Annotated in this window: 14 protein-coding genes and 1 pseudogene; 9 read left to right on the forward strand and 6 right to left on the reverse strand. The window is 66.4% G+C overall.

Going from position 1 to position 16,733, the window contains the following annotated elements; all coding sequences use genetic code 11:
* The 3 genes and pseudogenes from ACE039_RS20420 to ACE039_RS20430 form a co-directional block, all read left to right on the forward strand.
* Positions 1 to 277, forward strand: a pseudogene (locus ACE039_RS20420) (D-alanine--poly(phosphoribitol) ligase); the annotation flags it as partial.
* A gap of 3 nt (positions 278 to 280) precedes the next feature.
* The gene (locus ACE039_RS20425; protein WP_485823206.1) at positions 281 to 955 is read left to right on the forward strand and encodes an alginate O-acetyltransferase AlgF; all 675 of its coding nucleotides are present in this window, start codon (positions 281 to 283) and stop codon (positions 953 to 955) included.
* 9 nt (positions 956 to 964) lie between these two features.
* On the forward strand, positions 965 to 2,095 hold the full coding sequence (locus ACE039_RS20430; protein WP_485823207.1) for an acyl-CoA dehydrogenase family protein: 1,131 nt from the start codon (positions 965 to 967) through the stop codon (positions 2,093 to 2,095).
* 7 nt (positions 2,096 to 2,102) lie between these two features.
* On the opposite strand, the gene ACE039_RS20435 is transcribed toward ACE039_RS20430, so the two are convergent.
* The 4 genes from ACE039_RS20435 to ACE039_RS20450 form a co-directional block, all read right to left on the reverse strand.
* The gene (locus ACE039_RS20435) at positions 2,103 to 3,092 is read right to left on the reverse strand and encodes a DUF4434 domain-containing protein (RefSeq protein WP_369868245.1); all 990 of its coding nucleotides are present in this window, start codon (positions 3,090 to 3,092) and stop codon (positions 2,103 to 2,105) included.
* A gap of 20 nt (positions 3,093 to 3,112) precedes the next feature.
* Complete coding sequence (locus ACE039_RS20440; protein ID WP_105554989.1) at positions 3,113 to 3,526, reverse strand: YidB family protein; 414 nt, start codon at positions 3,524 to 3,526, stop codon at positions 3,113 to 3,115.
* Between the two features lie 112 nt (positions 3,527 to 3,638).
* Entirely contained in the window at positions 3,639 to 4,862 is a 1,224-nt protein-coding gene (locus ACE039_RS20445) for a lytic murein transglycosylase (RefSeq protein WP_485823208.1), read from the reverse strand.
* A gap of 55 nt (positions 4,863 to 4,917) precedes the next feature.
* The gene (locus ACE039_RS20450) at positions 4,918 to 5,742 is read right to left on the reverse strand and encodes a ferritin-like domain-containing protein (protein ID WP_485823209.1); all 825 of its coding nucleotides are present in this window, start codon (positions 5,740 to 5,742) and stop codon (positions 4,918 to 4,920) included.
* A 97-nt stretch (positions 5,743 to 5,839) separates the two neighbouring features.
* On the opposite strand from ACE039_RS20450, the gene ACE039_RS20455 reads away from it, so the two are divergent.
* Complete coding sequence (locus tag ACE039_RS20455; RefSeq protein ID WP_485823210.1) at positions 5,840 to 6,970, forward strand: GNAT family N-acetyltransferase; 1,131 nt, start codon at positions 5,840 to 5,842, stop codon at positions 6,968 to 6,970.
* A 51-nt stretch (positions 6,971 to 7,021) separates the two neighbouring features.
* On the opposite strand, the gene ACE039_RS20460 is transcribed toward ACE039_RS20455, so the two are convergent.
* Positions 7,022 to 7,492, reverse strand: coding sequence for a cyanophycin metabolism-associated DUF1854 family protein (locus tag ACE039_RS20460; protein WP_105554992.1), 471 nt, complete (start codon positions 7,490 to 7,492; stop codon positions 7,022 to 7,024).
* Between the two features lie 21 nt (positions 7,493 to 7,513).
* Positions 7,514 to 9,799, reverse strand: a complete 2,286-nt coding sequence (locus ACE039_RS20465) for a cyanophycin metabolism-associated ABC transporter (protein ID WP_485823211.1) — start codon at positions 9,797 to 9,799, stop codon at positions 7,514 to 7,516.
* A 269-nt stretch (positions 9,800 to 10,068) separates the two neighbouring features.
* Here ACE039_RS20465 and cphA (ACE039_RS20470) point away from each other — a divergent pair, with 269 nt between their 5' ends.
* From cphA (ACE039_RS20470) to ACE039_RS20490, 5 genes are all read left to right on the forward strand, one after another.
* Complete coding sequence (cphA, locus tag ACE039_RS20470; RefSeq protein WP_485823212.1) at positions 10,069 to 12,684, forward strand: cyanophycin synthetase; 2,616 nt, start codon at positions 10,069 to 10,071, stop codon at positions 12,682 to 12,684.
* A 14-nt stretch (positions 12,685 to 12,698) separates the two neighbouring features.
* Positions 12,699 to 15,269, forward strand: coding sequence for a cyanophycin synthetase (gene cphA, locus ACE039_RS20475; protein ID WP_485823213.1), 2,571 nt, complete (start codon positions 12,699 to 12,701; stop codon positions 15,267 to 15,269).
* 563 nt (positions 15,270 to 15,832) lie between these two features.
* A complete protein-coding gene (locus ACE039_RS20480; protein WP_008161759.1) occupies positions 15,833 to 16,033 on the forward strand; it encodes a CsbD family protein in 201 nt (66 codons plus the stop codon).
* Positions 16,034 to 16,079: 46 nt separating this feature from the next.
* Positions 16,080 to 16,244 (forward strand): DUF1328 domain-containing protein, encoded by a 165-nt coding sequence (locus ACE039_RS20485; protein WP_006222909.1) that lies wholly within the window; start codon positions 16,080 to 16,082, stop codon positions 16,242 to 16,244.
* A 96-nt stretch (positions 16,245 to 16,340) separates the two neighbouring features.
* The gene (locus ACE039_RS20490; protein ID WP_105554996.1) at positions 16,341 to 16,679 is read left to right on the forward strand and encodes a BON domain-containing protein; all 339 of its coding nucleotides are present in this window, start codon (positions 16,341 to 16,343) and stop codon (positions 16,677 to 16,679) included.
* The last annotated feature ends 54 nt before the right edge of the window (positions 16,680 to 16,733 follow it).

Consider the following 16,733-nt stretch of genomic DNA (forward strand, 5'->3'; position numbering starts at 1 on the left):
GGGCGCCGCCGTCGCCCTGCGCCGTCCCGACGGCGCCATCGTCCGGCTGATCGGCTTTGTCGAACCCGCCGTGGCCGGCCCCGATGGCTTGCAGCCGCTACCGCCGGAACTGCATGATTGGAAGTCCGCGCTGGGACGCCGCCTGCCTCCCTACATGATCCCGTCCGAACTGCTCGCCTGCCACCGCTTCCCCACGACCAGCACGGACAAGGCGGACCGCAAACAGCTGCAGCGCCTGTACCTGGACGCCCGCCTCAGCAAAAAAACGGAGCCTTGAACCATGCCCCCCCTTTTTCGCAATGCGGCGCTTGCGTTCGCGCTGGCCGCCATGGCCGGCAATGCGGCGGCCGAAGGCGCGTTCGCGCAGCTCTACGCCGCCCGGCCACCGGCCGGATCCTCATTCGTGCGCATCGTGAACCCTGCCGCCACGCCGCTGCGTGTGCAGATCGCCGACGGGCCGGCGCAGGAAGCCGGCGCGGCCAAGCCCGCCACGACCTACGCCATCGTAAAAGGCAACCAGGCATTCACCGTGCAGGTGGACGGCAAGCCTGCGGCCAGCCTGCAGGTGGCCCCCGACACCTTCAGCACGCTGATTCCACGGCGCGCGGACGGCAAACTGACGTTCGTCGTTGTCGACGACAGCAATGGCGCGCAGGACGCGCTGAAGGCAGAGCTACGCTTCTACAACCTGGCGGCCGATTGCCCCACCGGCCAGCTGGGCGTCAGCCCGTCCGGACCCGTGCTGTTCCAGGACGTGAAACCGGGCGCGGCCGCCGCACGCGCCATCAACCCGGTCAGTGCCACGCTGGCCGCAGGCTGCGGTGCGGCAGCCTCCCCCACGATGTCGCTGCCTGCCCTGCAGCCCGGCGACCACTACAGCCTGTTCCTGACCGGGACCGCGGCCGCGCCAATACTGCGCGGCCAGGTCAGTGCCACGGACCCCTACCGCCGCTAAGGAGACGTCATGCGCCGCGTTTTCCGGGATGACCACGAACTGTTCCGCGATCAGGTCCGGCGCTTTGTCGCCAACGAGATCGCGCCCCACTATGCCGAATGGGAAAAGGCTGGCGTCACGCCGCGTTCGCTCTGGCGGCGCGCAGGCGAAGAAGGCCTGCTTAACTGCGCCCTGCCCGACCCGTACGGCCTGGGCGGCGACTTCGGCCACGCCACGGTCGTGATCGAAGAGCTGGCCCACGCCAACTTCCTGGGCATCGGCTTTTCGATCCATTCCGACATGGTGTCGCCCTATCTGCTGAACTTCGGCACCGACGCGCAAAAGGAACGCTGGCTGCCGCCGATGACGCGCGGCGAAGTAATCGGCGCCATCGCCCTGACGGAACCGGGCGCTGGCAGCGATCTGAAGGCCATCCGCACGCGGGCGCGCCGCGACGGCGACAGCTATATGTTGAATGGACAGAAGACCTTCATCACCAATGGCGTCAATGCCGGCCTGGCCATCGTGCTGGCCAGCACCGACCCGGACCTGGGCGCGCGCGGCCTGTCGCTATTCTGCGTCGAGGAAAACCTGCCCGGCTACACCAAGGGCGCGGCGCTGGACAAGATCGGCCAGCACAGCCAGGACACCTGCGAACTCTACTTCGACGACGTCCGGGTGCCGGCGGATTGCCTGCTGGGCCAGGAAAACGCCGCGTTTGAATACATGACCCGCGAACTGGCGCGCGAACGCCTGGCGATTGCCTTGCGCGCCGCCGCCTCGGTCGAAGGCATGCTGGACGAGGCCGCGCAATACACTCGCGACCGCAAGGTGTTCAGCCGCCGCGTGATCGACTATCAGAACACGCGTTTCAAGCTGGCCAACGCGCGTGCGCAGACCACGATGCTGCGCGTGTTCCTGGACGACTGCCTGGCGCGCCAGATGGCGGGCGAGCTGGATCCCACGACGGCCGCCATCGCCAAGCTGAACGCCACCGAAATCCAGGGCCGCGTGCTGGACGACCTGCTGCAGATGTATGGCGGCTACGGCTATATGGCGGAATACGGCATCGGCCGCGCCTGGGTCGACGCGCGTGCGTTGCGGATATTTGGCGGCACCAGCGAAGTCATGCTGGAGATCATCGGCCGCAGTTTCAACTGACGCGCGTTCAGACGCGCGCCGCCAGCCACGCGCGCATCAGGGCGCGCGCTTCCGGCGTGTCGTCGATGACCCAAGGGTCCATCGCAAACGCCACGACCCGTTCGGCCCCGTAGCCGCGCGCCACTTCCCACTGCGCCTTCACGCGGGTGAAATCAGCCGAGCGCGCCTTGAAGGTGGACCCATCGGTACTGCCCGACGGCAGTTCCTCGAACAGTTCCATGACCAAGTCGAACGAGGCCCGGCGCGCAAGCAGCATGTCGTGCAACGGCTCCAGCGCCTGATAGTTCGCCAGGCCGGCCACGCCCACCCCGTCCTGGATCATCGGGTGGATGCGCACCTGGTCGAGGATGCCGCGCCACAGCATCATCAGCGACCCTTCACCGGGCAGGCGGCTGTGATAAGTGGAGATGCAGGGAACGCCGCGGCTGGTGGCCTGCGCCGTGCGCGAGAATGCGTCCAGCCAGGGAATCAACTGCGCCTGGCGCTCGGCGGACGCCCAGTTGTATTGCTCTAGTTCGTAGGGCAGATACCAGCCGCGAAACGCGCGGCGCTTGGACCACGGGGCGGATTCCATATACGCCACCCCACGCGCGCGCGTCTGGTTCAGAAAGCCCGTGAATGCCGCCTTGTCCCTGCCCGCCAGCACATCCCACCAACGTTGATCGTAGGGCAGCCCGACATGCACGCCGAGCCCCTGGTGTTCGGCTTCGTCGAAGATGTGGCCCAGCACGGCATCGGGCGCCATCCAGTCGTCCGGACGCCCGCCCTCCAGCCCCACCCATTGCAGGAAGATCTCGCGACAGCCTAGTCGGCGATAAGCCGACAGCCGCACACGCCAATCGTCGGGGCTCAGGTCCAGGTGGCTGCGCCACAATTGCAGGAACGTGGCGTTCAGCGCCAGTGGCGGCGCACAGGCGGCCAGCGGCGCCAGCGCACCTAGCGCCAGCGCCTGAAGCAGGCGCCGCCGGGACGGGGATGCAGGCAGACGGCGTGTCAGGAGAATATCCTGTGCCGCCTTTAGCCGCGGTTGCCGAACAGGCCGGACAGCGATGCCAGCAGGTCGGTCGGGTTGAATGGCTGGCCCGGCTGCACCGCGCCTTCCGGCGTGGCCTTGTCCACCAACTGCGGCAGCAGCGAAGACAGCGACCCCAGCACGGAATCGGTGTCCTGGCCGGTCTTGGCAGCCAGATCATTGACGACGCCAGGATCCAGCACGGAGCCGAGCTGGTCGGGACTGACGGGCAGGTTCTGCCCGGTACCCACCCAAGACGCGACGATCTCGCTCAGGCCGCCCTGCTGGAAGCTGGCGATCAAGCCGCTCAGGCCGCCCGGGTATTTGTTCAATTGCTCGATCAGCGCGGGCAACAGCGATGCCGAGCCTCCTTGCTGACCGCCGCCGGCCATCGAGGCCAAAGTATCCAACAGACTCATCGCCATGCTCCTGGAAAGTCGGAAAAACAGTATAGGGCCGCCGCGCGCGCAACGCATGTCAGCCCCGTTACCTGAGACCGGATCTTTGCAAAACTTGTAAATCGCGGGCCGGTCAGCCGGGCGCCTTGGCGGTCGCCGATGCTTTCAGGGCTTTCAGCGCCTTCTGGCCGGCGCGGCCGTCCGCCGGCAGGCCCAGCTCCCGCTGCGCCGCCTGCAGAGCCTGGCGCGTACGGGCGCCGATCATGCCGTCGGGCTCGCCCACGTCATAGCCTTTGGCAATGAGCAGGCGTTGCAGCTCGCGCCGTTCCGCTCGCGAAAGACCTGGATCGTCCGTCGGCCAGGCCTGCACCAGCGGACCGCCGCCGCGCAACCGATCCGACAAATGGGCGATCGCCAGCGCGTAGCTCTCGGCCGCGTTGTAGGAATACAGGGCGTCGAAATTGCGCGTCACCAGGAAGGCGGGGCCATTGCGGCCTGCTGGCAGCAGCAGGCCGGCGGGCGTGTCGCCACCGGGCAAGGGCTGCCCGTCCGCCCGGGTCACGCCTTGCCTGGCCCATGACGACATCGGCCGCTTGTTCTTGCGACCCGCGCCCGCCGTGTCCGTGCCGGCGGGAAGCCTGACCTCGTAGCCCCAGGCCAACGAGGGGTTCCAACCGGCGCGCTTCAGGAAATTGGCCGTGGAAGCCAGGGCATCCGGAACGCTGTCGACCAGGTCTCGGCGGCCATCGCCGTCGAAGTCCACGGCCAGCCGCAGATAGGTGGACGGCATGAACTGCGTCTGCCCGAACGCGCCGGCCCAGGACCCCACCAGCCGATCGGGCGCGATGTGCTCGTCCTGGATGATCTTCAGGGTGGCGAAGAACTCGCCACGAAAATACGCCTGGCGGCGGCCGAAGCACGACAGCGTGGACAGCGACGTCAGCAGCGGGCGGCCGCCCAGCGTGCGGCCGAAATTGCTCTCCACGCCCCATACGGCCGCGATCGTAGCCGGGTCCACGCCGTAGCGCGACGCCGCGCGCGCCAGCTCGGACTGCCAGCGCGCCATGCCCGCCTGCCCGTCCGACACGCGTTCGTCATCGACCAGCCCGGCCATGTAGTCCCAGATCGGTGTCTTGAACTCGGGTTGGGCGTCCAGCAGGCCGATCACGGCCATGTCGGGCGTCAAGCCGGCCGTGTGCGTATCGAAGGTGGCGCCGGACACGCCCGCCTTGAGCGCGGGGCCGCGCAGTTGCGACAGGCAGGCCGCAAAGGGTTCCGCCGCATGCGCGGTCTGCGCGACGCCCGTCAACAGGGCCAGGGCGGCGCCGGACAGCGCGGTAGCCAACAGGGATTTCATGTTCGGTAGTCCTTCGGATAGTCGGCGTGGGCAGGCGGATGCGGGACGCACCCGGTCAGCCCGCCTGCAATGCGGCAAGTTCATCGTCATCGAAACCCGCAGCGCGGCGCGCCTCCAGGTTGAACGGGCCGCGCAGCCGAGGCGCGTCGTAACGCCGCGCCAACTCGGCATAGCAGGCGACGGGTTCCTGCCCGGCTTCGGCGCAGAGCCGCTTGAACCAGAAGTTGCCGATGGCGACGTGGCCGATTTCGTCGCGCAAGATAATGTCGACGATGGCCGCGCTTTCCGCATCGCCCGCGCCGGCCAGCTTGTTGCGGATCATGGGCGAGGCGTCCAGGCCGCGCGCCTCCAGCGTGCGCGGCACCAGGGCCAGGCGAGCCAGCAGATCGCCGCGCGTCCGTTCGGCCATGTCCCACAGGCCGTTGTGCGCCGGGAAATCGCCATAGGCGAAACCCAGCGCAGCCAGCCGCTGGCGCAGCAGGTCGAAGTGATAGGCCTCTTCGCGGGCGACGCGCAGCCAATCCCGGTAGAACGCGTCTGGCATGCCGGCAAAGCGCCAAAGGATGTCCAGCGCCAGATTGACCGCGTTGAACTCGATGTGGGCCAGCGCATGCAGCAGCGCCGCGCGCCCTTCCTGGGTGGCCATGGAACGGTGCTTGACCTGCGCAGGCGCGACCAGCTCGGGCCGCGCCGGACGCCCGGGCAAGCCGGCGGGCGCCACGAATTCCCGCTGGCGGTCCAGTGCCGCGGTATCGGCGATGGCGCGCACCGCCGCCATTTTCTCGGGCCATTCCAACGCGGCCAAAGCCGCCAGCGCCTGCCCGCGCAGGCAGTCGGCAAGCGGCCCGTCCTGGCGGGAAGGCATCGTGTTGCTGTCCATGATGATTGCAAACCTCAAGCGGCGCGACGCCGCTTCAAACCCTGACAAAACCCACGGTTTCAGTACCGTGCGTTGGCGATGACTTTATCATTCACGGATGGATTCCCTGCGCCTGACCATCGAAACCGACCTGTCCCGCATCGACGCCCAGCAATGGGACGCGCTGGCCGGCGATCAGCCCTTTCTGCGGCACGCCTTCCTGCGCGCCATGCACGAGACCGGCTGCGCGTCGCCCGGCACGGGCTGGGCGCCGCATTACCTGGCGCTGTGGCGCGGCGGCGTGCTGGCCGGGGCCACGCCGCTCTACCTGAAATCGCATTCCCGCGGCGAGTACGTGTTCGACTATGCCTGGGCCGACGCGTTCCAGCGCCACGGCATGCGCTACTACCCCAAGTTGCTGTCGGCCATCCCCTACACGCCGGTGACGGGGCCCCGCCTGCTGGCATCCAGCGACGAAGACCGTGCGACGCTCGTGCGCGGCCTGGTCGCCTTTGCCGAAGAGGTCAAGGTGTCGTCCCTGCATGTGCTGTTCCCGTCGGACGCCGACATGCACGCGCTGCGCGACGCCGGCTTCATGATTCGCGAAAGCGTGCAATTCCATTGGACCAATGCCGGCTATGCGGACTTCGACGCATTCCTGGCGCAGATGAGCCACGACAAGCGCAAGAAGATCCGGCAAGACCGCAAGAAGGTCGCGGCGGCCGGCTTGTCGTACCGCTGGCTGCGCGGCAGCGAGATCGGCGACGCCGACCTGGGCTTCTTCTACGACTGCTATTGCCGCACCTATTTCCAGCACGGCAACCCGCCCTATCTGAACCGCGATTTCTTCGTGCGCGCGCACCGCGAACAGCCCGACGCCTTCGTGCTGATCCTGGCCGAGCGCGGCGGCCAGCCGGTCGCCGCGGCGCTGAACCTGGCGGGCGGCGATGCCCTCTACGGCCGCTATTGGGGGGCGACGGAATATGTGCCGGGACTGCACTTCGAGACCTGCTATATGCAGTCGATCGCGTACTGCATCGCGCATGGCATCGGGCGCTTCGAAGGCGGTGCGCAGGGTGAACACAAGATGGCGCGCGGGCTGCTGCCCACGCCTACGTGGTCCGCGCATTGGGTCGCGCATCCCGGTTTTGCCGAAGCGATCCAGAACTTCCTGGACGAAGAGACTTCGGCCGTGACGGATTACCTGGGTGAACTGGAAGGCCATACGCCGTTCAAGCGCAGCGAGTAGCCCGCGCCGACCCGGCCCCGGCCTGTTGCCGGGAAAGACCGGGCGTGAGTCTTAGAGGAAGCGGTCCAGCATCTTGCGGCTGTGCTTGTCCAACGACAGGATGTCGCGCACCAGGTAGAAGATGCCGTGGCTATCGGCGATCAGCAGTGTTTGGGGGCTGAGGCGGCGGATATCTTCTTCGCCGCGCAGCACGAAAGACGTGGGGCCGCGGTCCGTTTCCACCTTCCAGGTACTGGGCGTGGCATACGTGGACACGCTGGCCAGCTTGCGGATCTCGGGCATGAATTCCCGGCCCGCCAACTCTTCTTCGATCAGCGCGCGCGGCCCCTCCGGCACATCGGACAAGTGTTCGATCCAGAGCAGCTCGTGGCCATCGCTCGTCACCAGCGACAAGCCCCGGCCCGCTTCGCTGATCGGGAACGCGCGCACGGGGATGACGCCTTCGTGCATCTCGCCGTCGGCGGATTGATATTCCAGACGCCCGAAGGCGTTGCGGCGCAGCTGAAAGGTCGGCAACGTCATGACGATAATCCCGGTTCCGCGTCAGGCCACGGCGGCCATGTCTTCGCTGCCCGACGCCTGCGCGTCGGCTTCCGCCTGGCGCGCCTGCGCCTGGTAGAGGCGATAGTAGGCGCCCTCGCGGGCCATCAGTTCTTCGTGCGGCCCCTGCTCCACGATCTGGCCGCGATCCAGCACGACCAGTCGGTCGGCCTTGCGCAGCGTGCTCAGGCGGTGGGCAATGGCGATAGTGGTGCGGCCGCGCACCAGATTGTCCAGCGCCTTCTGGATTTCCTTCTCGGTCGTGGTATCCACCGACGACGTCGCCTCGTCCAGGATCAGGATGCGCGGGTCGATCAGCAACGCGCGGGCGATCGAGATGCGTTGGCGCTCGCCGCCGGACAAGGCCTGGCCGCGTTCGCCCACCAGTGAGTCGTAACCGTGCGGCAGGCGCAGGATGAACTCGTGCGCATGGGCGGCGCGGGCCGCGGCCACGATCTCGTCGCGCGTCGCGTCCGGCTTGCCGTAGGCGATGTTTTCGGCGATGGTGCCGAAGAACAGGAACGGCTCCTGCAACACCAGCCCGATGTTGCGGCGGTAGTCCGCCACGCGCACCGAGCGGATGTCGGCGCCGTCCACCAGCACCGCGCCTTCGGACACGTCGTAGAAGCGGCAGATCAGGTTGATCAGCGTGCTCTTGCCTGAACCGCTGTGACCGACCAGGCCGATCATTTCGCCCGGGGCGATGGTCAGGTCCAGGCCACGGATGACCTGGCGATTGCCATAGCGGAAACCCACGTCGCGCAATTCGATGCGGCCGTTGATCTGCGGCAGCTTGGCCGGGTTCTGCGGCTCTGGCACGCTGGATACGTGATCCAGAATGTCGAAGATGCGCTTGGCGCCCGCCGCCGCTTTCTGCGTGACCGAAACGATGCGGCTCATGGAATCCAGGCGCATGTAGAAACGCCCGATGTACGCCAGGAACGCCGCCAGGACACCGACGGTGATCTGCTTTTGCGAGACCTGCCAGATGCCGAAGATCCACACGACCAGCAAACCGACCTCCGTCAGCAGCGTGACGGTAGGCGAAAACAGCGACCAGGTCGTGTTCACGCGGTCGTTGACTTCCAGGTTGCGGTTGTTGGCTTCGCGGAAACGCGCGACTTCGCGCTTTTCCTGGGCGAACGCCTTCACCACGCGAATGCCCGGAATGGTGTCGGCCAGCACGTTGGTGATTTCGGACCAGATGCGATCGACCTTTTCAAAGCCATGGCGCAGGCGGTCGCGCACCGCGTGGATCATCCAGATGATGAACGGCAGCGGCACCAGCGTGACCAGCGCCAGCCACGGGTTGATCGACACCAGGATCACCGCCGTCATGACGATCATCAGGATGTCGTTGGCGAAGTCCAGCAGATGCAGCGACAGGAACACGCAGATGCGGTCGGTTTCACTGCCAATGCGCGAAATCAGGTCGCCCGTGCGCTTGCCGCCGAAATACTCCAGCGACAACTGCTGCAAATGCTCATAGGTGGTCGTGCGCAGATCGGCGCCGATGCGTTCGCTGACCCAGGCCAGGATGTAGGTTCGGGCCCAGCCCAGCCCCCAGGCCAGGAAGGCGGATGCCAGTAGCCCGCTGAGATACAGGCGGACCTTGCTGTAGTCGATCGGCGCGCCGTTCTGGAATGGAATCAGCACATCGTCCATCAGCGGCATGGTCAGGTACGGCGGCACCAGGGTGGCGGCCGTGCCCAGCAGCGTCAGGATGAAACCGGCCAGCAACGGGCCGCGGTACGGCCGGGCGAAGCGCCACAGGCGCAGGAGCGCCCAGGTGGTGGACGGCGCCGCCTGCGACTGGTGACAGGCGGGGCATTCTTCCTCGTCGGCGGGAATGACGTTATTACAGTTGGTGCAGGTCCGTTCCGCCCGTTCCTGTTCCGGCAGGCCGGACAGCCGGATCGCCTGCTGCGTCTCGAACTGGGCCAACAGGCGCAGCGCGGCCGGATTGCGGGCCAGCGTGAACCGCCAGACCGCCAGACGGGCGTGGTCGTCGTGCAGCTCCAGCACGGCGGCGCCGGCGTGATCGGACAGGTTTAGCGTTAATTGGGGGCCATAGACCCACGATTCCCAGCCATTGTCGTCGGCATTACGGGCCAGCAGGCGCCGGTCGGTGGCCGCGATCAGCCCAGGCTGGAACTTCAGCCGCTGGTCCAGGTCTATTTCAACCCAGGCCAGCAGGCTTTCGCCCTCCGCCAATTCAGCGCGGATTTCGTCCCGCCAGCGGGCAGGAAAGGCATCGGCAAGGCCGGAAAGCAGGTGTGGTTTTTTCATTGGAACGCATACCGGGCCAGGACTCTGCCCTACTAGGCGGCAACCGGTTTACCACCCACGGCGGCAAACGTGTCCCTTCCTTACAACACAACGAGTTCACGCCTTGAAGGCGTCGTATAGTAGCAGCCGATTTTTCTAATTAGGAATATCTGGGATCCCCCACTCGTTGGCATTATTCTTACAGCGCAACCCCAAAAATTCGTAATAAATTCGCGGTCTTACATAGGGGCGTCCGCGCGTGCCAACCTGCTTCTCAAGTAAATTAAAACATGAAAAAGAAAGACATTGAATTTCTCGATGTCGTGGCTTTGCGCGGCCCGAACATTTGGACGTATCGCCCGGTCCTTGAAGCATGGGTGGATATTGGTGAACTGGAAGACTTTCCGTCCAACACCATTCCCGGGTTTTACGAGCGCCTCTCCAACTGGTTGCCGACCCTGATCGAACACCGTTGCAGCCCCGGCGTACGCGGAGGCTTCCTGGCCCGCCTGAAAGAAGGCACCTGGCCCGGCCACATTCTTGAACATGTCACCCTGGAATTGCAGAACCTGGCCGGATTGCGCGGCGGTTTTGGCAAAGCCCGGGAAACCTCGACCCGCGGCGTCTATAAGGTTGTCGTGCGCGCCTGGCAGGAACAGGTCACCCGCACCGCCCTGAACGAAGCCCGCGACCTGGTCATGGCGGCCATCGAAGACCGCCCGTTCGACGTGCCCGCCACCGTCGCCCGCCTGCGCAGCCTGGTGGACAAGCATTGCCTGGGCCCCAGCACGGCTTGCATCGTGGATGCCGCCGACGACCGCGACATCCCCTATATCCGCCTGTTCGAAGGCAACCTCGTGCAGTTCGGCTACGGTTCCGCCCAGCGCCGGATCTGGACGGCCGAAACCGACCGCACGAGCGCCATCGCCGAAGGGATCTCGCGGGACAAGGACCTGACCAAAGAGCTGCTGTCGACCTGCGGCGTGCCGGTGCCGGAAGGCCGCCTGGTGCGTAGCGAGGACGACGCCTGGGAAGCGGCCGAAGACATCGGCCTGCCCGTCGTGGTCAAGCCCTATGACGGCAACCATGGCCGCGGCGTGTTCACCAACCTGACGACCCGCGACGAAGTCGTTTCCGCCTACCGCGTCGCGGTGGACGAAGGCAGCGGCGTCATTGTCGAGCGCTTCGTGCTGGGCAACGAACACCGCCTGCTGGTGGTGGGCAACCGCATGGTGGCCGCCGCCGCCGGCGAACTGGCCTGGGTGACTGGCGACGGCAAGTCGACCATCACCGAGCTGATCGACAGTCAGATCAACACCGACCCCCGCCGCGGCCGCACCGAGAACCACCCGCTGAATCCGGTGCGCCTGGATTCCGCCGCCCGCCTCGAGATCGCCCGCCAGGGGTTGTCCGAAGACAGCGTTCCCCAGGACGGCCAGCGCGTGCTGGTGCAGCGCAGCGGCAACGTCGCCTTCGACGTGACCGACCGCGTGCATCCCAGCATCGCCGCCACCGTGACGCTGGCCGCCCGCGTGGTGGGCCTGGACATCGCCGGCGTCGACCTGGTGGCCGAGGACATCTCCCGGCCGCTCGCGGAACAGCGCGGCGCCATCGTGGAAGTCAACGCCGGCCCGGGCCTGCTGATGCACCTGAAGCCGGCCGACGGCACGCCGCGCCCGGTGGGCCGCGCCATCGTCGATCATCTGTTCCCCGAAGGCGACGCCGGCCGCATCCCCATCGTGGGCGTTACCGGCACCAACGGCAAGACCGTGGTGGCGCGCCTGGTGGCCCGCCTGCTGCACCTGTCGGGCAAGCGCACCGGCCTGGCCTGCAGCGAGGGCCTCTACCTGGACCGCCGCCTGGTGCAAAAGGGCGACCGCGCCGACTTCGCGTCGGGCACCCGCCTGCTGATGAACCGCAATGTGGATGCCGCCGTCATCGAAAACGACAGCGGCGTCATCCTGGGCCAAGGTCTGGCCTATGACCGCTGCCAGGTCGGCGTGGTCACCAACATCGACGACGCCGACCATCTGGGCGACTTCGACATCAACGAAACGGAGCGCATGTTCAATGTGTTCCGCACGCAGGTCGACGTGGTCCTGCCCACTGGCGCCGCGGTCCTCAATGCGCGCGATCCGCGCGTGGTGGAAATGGCCGAGCTCTGCGACGGCGCCGTGATCTTCTTCGGCATCGACCCTGCCCTGCCCGCCATCGCCGCCCATCTGCAACAGGACGGCCGCGCGGTGTTCGTGCGTGACGGCAGCATCATTCTGGCCCAGGGCACCCGCGAAGAACGGCTGGCCGACGTGGCCGCGATCCCGTTGACGCATGGCGGCCGCGTTGCCTTCCAGGTTGAAAACGTGCTGGCCGCGGTGGGCGCCGCCTGGGCGCTGGACATACCCGTGGAACTCATCCGCGCCGGCATCGAAACCTTCGACATCGACCAGGCCGACGCGCCGTGGCAATTCACGCTGTTCGAACGCAACGGCGGCACGGTCGTGGTGGACGACGTGCACAACGCCTCGGCGCTGCGCCCCCTGATCCAGGCCATCGACCAGTTCCCGTCGGCAACCCGAGCCGTGGTCTATTCCGCCGGCGCCGACCGCCGCGATGCGGACCTGATCGAGCAGGGCCGCTTGCTGGGCGACGCGTTCGATCGCGTCGTGCTCTACGACGACAAGACGGTCAACAGCAAGCGCCCCGAGGGCGAGGCGCGCGCGTTGCTGCGCCAGGGCCTGTCGCAAGGCAGCCGCGTGAAAGACATCCAGGATGAGCCCGACCATGGCAAGGCCATCGAGAGCGTGCTGAACGGCATTGCGGCCGGCGACTTCGCCCTGCTGCAGTCCGACGAAGCATTCTCCGGCCCCACCATCGATCTGGTCCGCCGCTGGATTCAACAATACTGACAGGAATACCTGCCATGGAAGTTTCCCGTATCCGAGCTCTGCGCGGCCCTAATCTGTGGAGCAAGAACACCGCGATCGAGGCCATCGTTTCCTGCGCCGACGCCGAGTGCTCCATCGACAACCTGCCCGAGTTCGAAGCCCGCCTGCGCGCGCGGCTGCCGCAGATCGGCCTGATGCGCCCCGAGGGCCATCAAGATGCCGTCTCGATCGCCCACGTCTTGCAGATCGTCGCGCTGACGATGCAGGCGCACGCCGGCTGCCCCGTCACCTTCGGCCGTACCTCCTCCACGATCGAACCCGGCGTGTTCCAGGTAGTGGTTGAATACAGCGAAGAGGAAGTCGGCAAACTTGCGATGGAGCTGGCGCAAGCGCTGGTCCGCGCGGCGCTGGACGACACCCCGTTCGACTTCGCCGATGCGCTCAAGCGCCTGCGGGATCTGGACGAAGACGTGCGCCTGGGACCCAGCACGGGTTCCATCGTGAACGCCGCCGTTGCCCGCAACATTCCCTACCGCCGCCTGACCCAGGGCAGCATGGTGCAGTTCGGCTGGGGCAGCAAGCAACGCCGCATCCAGGCCGCCGAAACCGACCGGACCAGCGCCATCTCCGAATCGATCGCGCAGGACAAGGACCTGACCAAGATGCTGCTGGACGCCGCCGGCGTGCCGGTGCCGATGGGCCGCTCCGTGACATCGGCCGAGGAAGCCTGGGCGGCCGCGCAGGAGCTGGACGGCCCCGTGGTCGTCAAGCCGCGCGACGGCAGCCAGGGGCGCGGCGTGGCCGTGAACATCGAAACGCGCGAGCGCGTGATCCAGGCGTTCGAAGTGGCCGAAGAGATCAGCTCGGAAGTGATTGTCGAACGCTACATCCCCGGCCACGATTTCCGCCTGCTGGTGGTGGGCGGCGCGCTGGTCGCGGCATCGCGCCGCGATCCGCCCCAAGTCACGGGCGACGGCCAGCACACCATCCGGCAGCTGGTCGAACAGGTCAACGCCGACCCCTTGCGCGGCGATGGCCACGCCACGTCGCTCACCAAGATCCGGTTTGACGACATCGCCTTGGCAACGCTGAAAAAGCAGGGTTTCGACGCCGATTCCGTGCCGCCCCCGGGCACCCTGATCTTCCTGCGCAACAACGCCAATCTCAGCACCGGCGGTTCGGCCACCGACGTGACCGACGAGGTGCATCCCGAAATGGCGGCGCGCGCCGTGTCGGCGGCCCGCATGATCGGGCTGGACATCTGCGGGGTGGACGTCGTGGCCGAGAGCGTGCAATACCCGCTGGAAGAGCAACATGGCGGCGTGGTGGAAGTGAACGCCGCGCCCGGCCTGCGCATGCACTTGAACCCGTCGTTCGGCAAGGGCCGCGCGGTGGGCGACGCCATCATCGCCAACATGTACGCCGATGGCGACGACGGCCGCATTCCGGTCGTGGCCGTGGCCGGCACCAATGGCAAGACCACCACCGTACGCCTGACCGCCCATCTGCTGGGCGCGGCCGGCAACCGCGTCGGCATGACGAATTCCGACGGCGTCTACGTGGAGAACCTGCGCATCGACACCGGCGACTGCAGCGGCCCGCGCAGCGCCCGCAGCGTGCTCATGCACCCCGACGTGGACGCCGCGGTGTTCGAAACGGCACGTGGCGGCATCCTGCGCGAAGGCCTGGCTTTCGACCGCTGCAACGTGGCCATCGTCACCAACATCGGCATGGGCGATCACCTGGGCCTGGGCTACATCAGCACGGTGGAAGACCTGGCCGTGGTCAAGCGCGTGATCGTGCAGCACGTGCACCCGTCGGGCACCGCGGTGCTGAACGCCGCCGACCCCATCGTGGCCGACATGGCCGCCAGCTGCCCGGGTTCAATCACCTACTTCGCCGAAGACCGCAACCATCCCGTGCTGGCCACGCATCGCGCGCAGGGCTTGCGTTCGGTCTACCGCGACGGCGATGACATCGTCGCGGCGCAAGGCGCGGACGAGGTCCGCCTGCCGCTACGCGACATCCCCCTCACGCGCAACGGCACGATCACGTTCCAGGTCGAAAACGCCATGGCGTCCATCGCCGCCGCCTGGGCGCTGAACCTGGACTGGGACATCATCCGCCGCGGCCTGGCCACCTTCGTCAACGATGCCCAGACTGCACCCGGACGCTTCAATGTGTTCGACCACCGCGGCGCCACGGTGATCGCGGACTACGGCCACAATCCCGACGCGATCCTTGCACTGGTGCGCGCCGTGGACGCCATGCCCGCCAAGCGCCGCTCGGTCGTCATCAGTGGGGCGGGCGACCGCCGCGATGAAGACATCCGCATGCAAACCGAGATCCTGGGCGCCGCGTTCGACGACGTGCTGCTGTATCAAGACCAATGCCAACGTGGCCGCGCCGACGGGGAAGTGCTGGCGCTGCTGCAGGAAGGCCTGGTCGGCGCGCCGCGCACGACGCACATCGAAGAGATCCACGGCGAGTTCCTGGCGATCGATACGGCGCTGGGACGCTTGGCGGCCGGCGACCTGTGCCTGATCCTGGTTGACCAGGTGGAAGCGGCGCTAGACCACATCGCCCGTCGCATCGCCGAGGGCTGATCCTGCGGCATCCTTGGCCGTTGCGGTCATGCAAACGGGGCGCCTGGGCGCCCCGTTTTCTTGCCCGTCGGCGTCAGCCGCGGGACGCCTCGACGGGCGCTGTCGCCTGGTACTTGTCCGTTACGTGGGTGCACCCCACCGCCGCCATGGCGGCCAGCGTCAGCAAAATAGCGCTGCAAAGTCGTTGCGTCATGCGTGCCCTCTCCCTTCCTAGTTGATGAACCGCACAGCGGCTTCCGCCACGACTATACCGGGGCGCGTCCGCCACAGCCAGCGCAGCAAGGCCACGTGAACGCCGCACCTCCCGTTACCAGCCCCGATCAAAAGGGGACAAGACATTGCAAGAATGTAACTGCCCGGTCTAGTGCGGCTGCGCTGCCCGCTCGTCGGAGAATGGCCCGGATATCGCGCTTTGCCCCGTTACATTTGTCCACAGCCACGTTTGACAGGCCCGTTGTGGGGCTCGTACGGTAAAGGCTAGCTGATCAGTGTCCAACTCAACCGCGATTGCAGGACTTATAGGCCATAAGCCTTGTGTCGCACGCAGATAGAGAGAGGTCACCATGAATAACGACATCATCGCCGGCAAGTGGAAGCAACTGACCGGCAAGGCCAAAGCGGCCTGGGGTGAACTCACCGACGACGAGTTGACCCGTACCGAAGGCAACGCCGAACGCCTCGCTGGCTTGATCCAGGAGCGTTACGGCAAGACCAAGGAAGAAGCGCAAAAGGAAGTCCGGGATTTCTTCGACCGCAATCCCTGAATCCGCCCCCCCGCCCTGATCGGTCGAATCTACTGGAGAAGCTGACATGTTGCACTACGCCGTTGTTTTCTTCGTCATCGCGATCATCGCGGCGGTTCTCGGCTTCGGTGGCATTGCCGCCGGCGCCGCGGGTATCGCCAAGGTCCTGTTCTTCGTATTCCTGGTACTGGCGCTCTTGTCCATCCTGAGCGGCGCCCTACGGAAAAAATAGGACACGTTGATAGATAGAACGCGTACCCCGAAAGAGTCCTGCACGACCGCGTCGTCCCTGGACGACGCCCCGAACACTGAGTTTCAAGGAGGAACTATGGAAATTCGCAAGCTGATCGCCGCCGCCGCACTGGGAACAGGCGCTGTCTTCACTTCCATGGCTTTTGCGGCCGATGACGGCAAGCCCAAGCAGTCCGTGGGCGAATATGCCTCCGATGCAACCGTGACCACGAAAATCAAGGCCGCCTTCGTCGCCGACAAGCAACTGAGCGCCCTGGACATCGCGGTCGAGACCAACAATGGCGTCGCCACGCTGACCGGCACGGTGGGCACGTCGGCCGAGGCCGATCACGCCGCCACCGTGACGCGCGGCGTGGAAGGCGTCAAGCAGGTCATGAACAACATCAAGGTCGACCCCGCCAAGAACAAGCGGTAAGGCCGGCATCGTTTCCGACTAAGGCCTAGAGAGCCTGCGGGGGGGGGGTACGAC

Source organism: Achromobacter maghribensis (assembly GCF_057334215.1).

Excerpts from the sequence above, each read along its gene's own strand:
- ACE039_RS20425 (WP_485823206.1), top strand. The coding sequence starts at position 281 with ATGCCCCCCCTTTTTCGCAATGCGGCGCTTGCGTTCGCGCTGGCCGCC.
- ACE039_RS20430 (WP_485823207.1), top strand. The coding sequence starts at position 965 with ATGCGCCGCGTTTTCCGGGATGACCACGAACTGTTCCGCGATCAGGTC.
- ACE039_RS20440 (WP_105554989.1), bottom strand. The coding sequence starts at position 3,526 with ATGAGTCTGTTGGATACTTTGGCCTCGATGGCCGGCGGCGGTCAGCAA.
- ACE039_RS20445 (WP_485823208.1), bottom strand. The coding sequence starts at position 4,862 with ATGAAATCCCTGTTGGCTACCGCGCTGTCCGGCGCCGCCCTGGCCCTG.
- ACE039_RS20450 (WP_485823209.1), bottom strand. The coding sequence starts at position 5,742 with ATGGACAGCAACACGATGCCTTCCCGCCAGGACGGGCCGCTTGCCGAC.
- ACE039_RS20455 (WP_485823210.1), top strand. The coding sequence starts at position 5,840 with ATGGATTCCCTGCGCCTGACCATCGAAACCGACCTGTCCCGCATCGAC.
- ACE039_RS20460 (WP_105554992.1), bottom strand. The coding sequence starts at position 7,492 with ATGACGTTGCCGACCTTTCAGCTGCGCCGCAACGCCTTCGGGCGTCTG.
- ACE039_RS20465 (WP_485823211.1), bottom strand. The coding sequence starts at position 9,799 with ATGAAAAAACCACACCTGCTTTCCGGCCTTGCCGATGCCTTTCCTGCC.
- cphA (WP_485823212.1), top strand. The coding sequence starts at position 10,069 with ATGAAAAAGAAAGACATTGAATTTCTCGATGTCGTGGCTTTGCGCGGC.
- cphA (WP_485823213.1), top strand. The coding sequence starts at position 12,699 with ATGGAAGTTTCCCGTATCCGAGCTCTGCGCGGCCCTAATCTGTGGAGC.
- ACE039_RS20480 (WP_008161759.1), top strand. The coding sequence starts at position 15,833 with ATGAATAACGACATCATCGCCGGCAAGTGGAAGCAACTGACCGGCAAG.
- ACE039_RS20485 (WP_006222909.1), top strand. The coding sequence starts at position 16,080 with ATGTTGCACTACGCCGTTGTTTTCTTCGTCATCGCGATCATCGCGGCG.
- ACE039_RS20490 (WP_105554996.1), top strand. The coding sequence starts at position 16,341 with ATGGAAATTCGCAAGCTGATCGCCGCCGCCGCACTGGGAACAGGCGCT.